Raw genomic sequence first — 3,220 nt, forward strand, 5'->3', positions numbered from 1 at the left:
CGAGGCGGGGCAGCTCCGCGCCGAGGAGGGTGCGGAGGAGGCGCTCCGCCACGTCGTCCACGTCGGTCCGCCGCCCCCGGAGGACCTCGTCCTCCAGGCGGGCCAGCGCGTCGGCGTAGCGACGCGCCACATCCTCCAGCGCCGCCTCGGCGTTTACGCGCGCCGCCGCGATCCGCTCCTGGACCTCCGCGGGGAACTGGTCATCGGCCAGCAGGGCCAGGTGGGAATCGAAGATCGCGGCGGCGCGGGGACCGAGCGCTTCCGCGGCCCTGGCGCGGATCCCCTCCACCTGCCGGCGGACCCGGACGACCGCCTCCCGGAAGCGGCCCTGCTCCAGCGGGACCTCGGCCTCCGCCACGACCCGGCGGCTGACCTGGACCTCTCGCCGCCCGAGGAGAACCGCCTGCCCGATGGCGATGCCGGGAGAGACCCCGATCCCCGTCAGCAGCACCCCGCCCACGCTCACTCCCGCGTGCCGTCGAACCGGTGCAGGACTTCCGTCCACCGCCCCTGCGCCTCGAGGATCAGCCGGATCACCTCGCGCACGGCCCCCCGCCCGCCCGCGGCCGTGGTCACGTAGTGGGCGGCGGCCCGGACCTCCGGCACGGCGTCCGCAACGGCCACGGCGAGCCCGGCCCGGCGGAGGAGGGGCAGGTCCACCAGGTCATCGCCGATGAAGGCGGCGACGGTGTCCGTCAGGCCGTGCCGCCGGAGGAGCCCATCGTAGGTGGCCACCTTGTCCCGGGTGCCCTGGTGCACCTCGGCCAGTCCCAGCTCCGCCGCCCGGCGCGCGACGGCTCCCGAGGTCCGCCCCGAGATGAGGGCCATCCGGAGGCCGGCCCGCTGCCCGGCCGTGATGGCAAAGCCGTCCTGGACGTGGAAGGACTTCCACTCCTGGCCGTCCGGCCCGCACACGATGGTCCCGTCCGTGAGGACCCCGTCCACGTCCATGACCAGAAGACGGATGGGGCCCGCGCGGCGGCGGAGGCTCCGGGACATCCGGACCGACGCCGGGCGGCCTCCCGGCCGGCCGGAGGGCGCACCGCCCCGCCGGGACCCGGCGCCGCGGCTCGTCGCACGCCCCATGGCCTACACCACCCCCGCCTTCAAGAGATCGTGCAGGTGCAGGACGCCCTCCGGCTGCCTTCCCTCTCCTACCACGAGCAGCGAGGTGATGCTGTACTGTTCCATGACCTGCACGGCCCGGGCCGCCAGCTCGTCCGCGGCGATCGTCTTGGGGTTGCGGGTCATGCAGTCGGCCACCCGGCGCGTCAGGAGGTCGGGGAGCTTCTGCAGGGCTCGGCGCAGGTCCCCGTCCGTGATGATGCCGGTGAGAACCCCCGCCGCATCCACGACCCCCGTCACCCCCAGCCGCTTCCCGCTGATCTCCAGGATCGCCTCTCGCATCGTGGCGTCTTCCCGGACGAGCGGGAGCGCCTTGCCGGTGTGCATCAGGTCCCGGACCCGCAGGAGGAGCCGCCGCCCGATGCTCCCCCCGGGATGCAGGAGGGCGAAATCCTCCTCCTGGAAGCCCCGATGCTCCAGGAGGGCCACCGCGAGGGCGTCCCCCATGGCGAGCGCCGCCGTCGTGCTGGCCGTCGGGGCCGGGTTCAAGGCGCAGGCTTCTTCCTTGACGCTCACGTCCAGGGCCACGTCGCTCTCCCGGGCCAGCGTGGACTGCGGGTTCCCGACGAGGGAGATGAGGGGCACGCCGAAACGCTTGATGTGGGAGAGGATCGAGACCAGCTCCTCCGTCTCGCCGCTCTTGCTGATGGCGACCATGACGTCCCCCCGGACGATCATTCCCAGGTCCCCGTGGACCCCCTCGGCCGGGTGCAGGAAGAGGGCGGGCGTGCCGGTGCTCGAGAAGGTGGCCGCGATCTTCTGGGCGATGTAGCCCGACTTGCCCATCCCGGCCAGGACCACGCGCCCCCGGCAGGCATGGAGGAGCTCGACCGCCCGGGCGAAGCGGCCGTCCAGCCGCTCCGCCAGCGCCGCCACCGCTTCCCCCTCGATCCGGAGGACCCGGGCGGCCACGGCCTGGAGGCGCTCAGCGTCCATCCGTGCGTTCCTCCTCACGCCTTCCGCAGGACGTCGCGGAAGTACTCCACCGTCCGCGCGAGGCCGATCTCCAGGGAGACGCGCGGCTCCCAGCCCAGGTGCTGGCGGGCCAGGGTGATATCAGGCCGGCGCTGGACCGGATCGTCGCTCGGGAGGGGCTTGAAGGTGAGACCGGACCGGGAACCGGTCATGGCGATGATCCGCTCGGCCAGCTCGAGGATGGTGAACTCCCCAGGGTTCCCCAGGTTGATCGGCCCGGTAAACGTCCCGTCCCCGTGCTCCATCAGCCGGATGATCCCGTCCACCATGTCGTCCACGTAGCAGAACGAGCGAGTCTGCTTCCCGTCCCCGTACACGGTCAGGTCATCCCCCCGGAGCGCCTGGGTGATGAAGTTGCTGATCACACGGCCGTCGTTGATTGCGGCGCGCGGCCCATAACAATTGAAGATGCGGGCGATGCGGACCTCCACCCCATGCTGCCGATGGTAGTCCATCATCAGGGTCTCGGCAACGCGCTTCCCCTCATCGTAACAGGCCCGGACCCCGATCGGGTTCACGTGGCCCCAGTAGGCCTCCGGCTGGGGGTGAACCTGCGGGTCCCCGTACACCTCGGAGGTGGAGGCCTGGAGGATCCGGGCCCTCGTCCGCTTCGCCAGCTCGAGCATGTTCGTGACCCCCAGGACATTCGCCTGGATGGTCCGGACCGGGTTGAACTGGTAGTGGACGGGAGAGGCCGGGCAGGCCAGGTTATAGATGTGATCCACTTCCAGCTCGATCGGCATGATGATGTCGTGGCGGGTCAACTCGAAGTGATCGTGGCCGAGGAAATGCCGGATGTTGTCCTTCGCGCCCGTGAAGAAGTTGTCCAGGCACAAGACCTCGTGACCGGCCCGGAGCAACCGCTCGCACAGGTGGGACCCGATGAACCCTGCTCCCCCCGTCACGAGGATGCGCACGCGTTCCCTCCTTCACTTCCGTGGCGCTCCCGCAACACCTCCCCGTAGACTGCCCCGATCTGCCTGGCCATCCTCGCCACGTGAAACCGTTCCCGGACGCGCCGGGCTCCGGCCTCCCCCATCGCTCGCCGCAGGGCGGGAGCCTCGGCCAGCCTCACGATTGCCCGCGCCAGGCTGCCGGGATCACCCGGCGGGACGAGCAG

The 3,220-nt window shown here is 71.4% G+C and carries 5 protein-coding genes; all 5 read right to left on the reverse strand.

Features of this window, described 5'->3' with window-relative positions:
• Nucleotides 1–460, reverse strand: a 460-nt coding sequence (locus VGT06_06935) for a phosphoenolpyruvate-utilizing N-terminal domain-containing protein (GenBank protein HEV8662853.1), incomplete at its 3' end; no start/stop codon positions are given.
• Between the two features lie 2 nt (nucleotides 461–462).
• On the reverse strand, nucleotides 463–999 hold the full coding sequence (locus tag VGT06_06940) for an HAD hydrolase family protein (protein ID HEV8662854.1): 537 nt from the start codon (nucleotides 997–999) through the stop codon (nucleotides 463–465).
• A gap of 90 nt (nucleotides 1,000–1,089) precedes the next feature.
• The gene (locus VGT06_06945) at nucleotides 1,090–2,061 is read right to left on the reverse strand and encodes a KpsF/GutQ family sugar-phosphate isomerase (protein ID HEV8662855.1); all 972 of its coding nucleotides are present in this window, start codon (nucleotides 2,059–2,061) and stop codon (nucleotides 1,090–1,092) included.
• Between the two features lie 14 nt (nucleotides 2,062–2,075).
• Nucleotides 2,076–3,017 (reverse strand): UDP-glucuronic acid decarboxylase family protein, encoded by a 942-nt coding sequence (locus tag VGT06_06950; GenBank protein ID HEV8662856.1) that lies wholly within the window; start codon nucleotides 3,015–3,017, stop codon nucleotides 2,076–2,078.
• Nucleotides 3,002–3,220, reverse strand: a 219-nt coding sequence (locus VGT06_06955) for a glycosyltransferase (protein ID HEV8662857.1), incomplete at its 5' end; no start/stop codon positions are given. The genes VGT06_06955 and VGT06_06950, both read right to left, overlap by 16 nt.

Source organism: Candidatus Methylomirabilis sp. (genome assembly GCA_036000645.1).
Taxonomy (GTDB): Bacteria; Methylomirabilota; Methylomirabilia; order Methylomirabilales; family JACPAU01; genus JACPAU01.

Coding starts and splice junctions, on each gene's coding strand:
- VGT06_06940 (HEV8662854.1), bottom strand. CDS start 999: ATGTCCCGGAGCCTCCGCCGCCGCGCGGGCCCCATCCGTCTTCTGGTC.
- VGT06_06945 (HEV8662855.1), bottom strand. CDS start 2,061: ATGGACGCTGAGCGCCTCCAGGCCGTGGCCGCCCGGGTCCTCCGGATC.